The sequence below is a fragment of the Pseudomonas sp. AL 58 genome, assembly GCF_036348395.1.
GTDB lineage: Bacteria > Pseudomonadota > Gammaproteobacteria > Pseudomonadales > Pseudomonadaceae > Aquipseudomonas > Aquipseudomonas defluvii.
This window is the reverse complement of sequence record NZ_JAZBQR010000051.1, coordinates 1-1,816: the sequence shown is the minus strand read 5'-3', so window position 1 is coordinate 1,816 and position 1,816 is coordinate 1. Positions and strand designations below refer to the sequence as shown.

At 58.0% G+C, this 1,816-nt stretch carries 3 protein-coding genes; all 3 read right to left on the bottom strand.

Annotation, left to right across the window (positions count from 1 at the left end):
* Positions 1-1,112 (bottom strand): phage tail tape measure protein (locus UIA24_RS22960; RefSeq protein WP_330524037.1); only part of this gene is annotated, 1,112 nt, incomplete at its 3' end.
* Between the two features lie 129 nt (positions 1,113-1,241).
* A complete protein-coding gene (locus UIA24_RS22955; RefSeq protein ID WP_330524036.1) occupies positions 1,242-1,556 on the bottom strand; it encodes a phage tail assembly protein in 315 nt (104 codons plus the stop codon).
* On the bottom strand, positions 1,556-1,816 hold a 261-nt coding region (locus tag UIA24_RS22950), incomplete at its 5' end, for a phage tail tube protein (RefSeq protein ID WP_330524035.1). The genes UIA24_RS22950 and UIA24_RS22955, both read right to left, overlap by 1 nt.

Here is a 1,816-nt window from a genome sequence, read left to right as displayed (position 1 = left end):
GTCGCCATGAAGTCGTTAAACGGCGGCAGTAGTACAGAACCGACCGTAATGCCCAGCCGGGTCACGCGGTTGCGCAGCAACTGCATGGCGTTCTGTGTGGTCGCCGACCGCGATTCATACTCAGCCTGCATAGAACCGGCGTATAGCGTTGAATCACCAACCGACTTGAAGTTCTTCTGCAAGGTGTCCAGGTTGGTCAGCAACGGCGCAATAGCCCCTACCGACTCCTTGCCAAACAGGTTGGTTAACACCGCCGCCTGCTTGCTTTTCTCGACCTTGGACAGGGTCTTGAGCACCTTGTTGATCGTGCCTTCAGAGTCGGTTTGCATGCCTTTGGCGATTTCGTTGGCGTCCAGGCGCAGCGCCTTGTAGGCCTCTTGCTGCGACTTGGTGGCCGCCGTGCCAGCGGTCAGGGTCAGCATGAAGTTTTTGATGCCTGTAGCCGCCACGTCCTGGGCGATACCCACCCCGGCCAGTGCCGAGCCCATCGCCGCAATCTGCCCGGCGTTGACCCCGGCCACCTCACCCAGCGGGCCAATGGCCGTCAGGATCGCCGAGATTTGCCCGGTACTGGCCGCACCGGTGTTACCCAGGTAGTTGATCTTGTCGGCCAGCGCGACCACTTCCTGCTGGTTCATATGGAAGGCCGTTCGCCACTTGGCCATCATCGAGCCGGACTCTTCCGCCGTGGTGTCGAAGGCAACACCCATTTTCACCGCATCTTCAGCGAACTGCTTCAGGTCTTCCCGGGCGATGCCCGACTGACCACCCGCTGCGACAATCTGCGCGATGCCTTCGGCAGCCATCGGCAACCGCTCGGACATGCTCAGCACGTCCTCACCCATCTCCTTGAACTGGGCCGGCGTCTCAAAGTTGACCACCTTCTTGACGTCGGCCATCGCGCTTTCAAAGCCGATGGCAGCCTGAACCCCCATGACAAAAGGGGTCGCAATGGCGCCCCCTTGAATCGCATCCATGAAAGTGATTTTGCCGAGGCCAGAGCTATTCAACTGCTTACGCAGAACGGCTGCGTTCTTGCGCACCCCACTCAACACCGGCGACAACTTGTCGACGCCAGTGATGAGCGCCTTTAGCTGGAACTTATCCGCCATTGCCGCCCCCTAACATCGCCTGGATTCGCCACGCGTTTTCTTCACTCTCAAACAGCTGGTCTAACGGCCAGTTCATGACCTCGTTCGGGTTCACTTTCCAGAACCAGGCGAGGTCATAGACCAACTCGGTCAGTTGCTCGGGGCTTCGGAATCGGGGGCTTTCGTCGCCGGTGTAAGGAAAAAACCAATGACCATCCACACAAGCGTGTTCAGATCGAACAGGTCCAACTGGTTAACCGAGCTGGGCGGAATGCCGGCACACACTGCGATGTACTTCGACGCGGATTCGATATCCGCCACCGGCTGCATACTGTCGCTGAGGGAGTAAGGAAGCGTCTTGATGTTGCGTGCTTCTTGCGGGGTTGGGCGACGCAGAGTCAGTTCGGTCAGTTGACCACCGTGAGCATTAATCGGCGCGGCCAACGGGTGGGTAATAGTGCTCATTACTGCCAGTCTCCAGAAATACCATCGAACTTGATCGCAACCTTTGCGTCATCGGCAGACACTTTCATTTCGTCCACCACATACGCACCGGACAGCACATAACAACTGCCGTCCTTGAACTCAGCGGTGACCGTCATGTTGGTGCCGTTTTCCAGCTTCGCCCTAGGAAAATCAGGGGTTTTGACCGCATCGACCGCCACATAGGGCGTCAGGTCTTCTTCCTTGAACACCCCCGTGGCAATCGTCTCGCGCTTGAACTT

Excerpts from the sequence above, each read along its gene's own strand:
- UIA24_RS22955 (WP_330524036.1), bottom strand. The coding sequence starts at position 1,556 with ATGAGCACTATTACCCACCCGTTGGCCGCGCCGATTAATGCTCACGGT.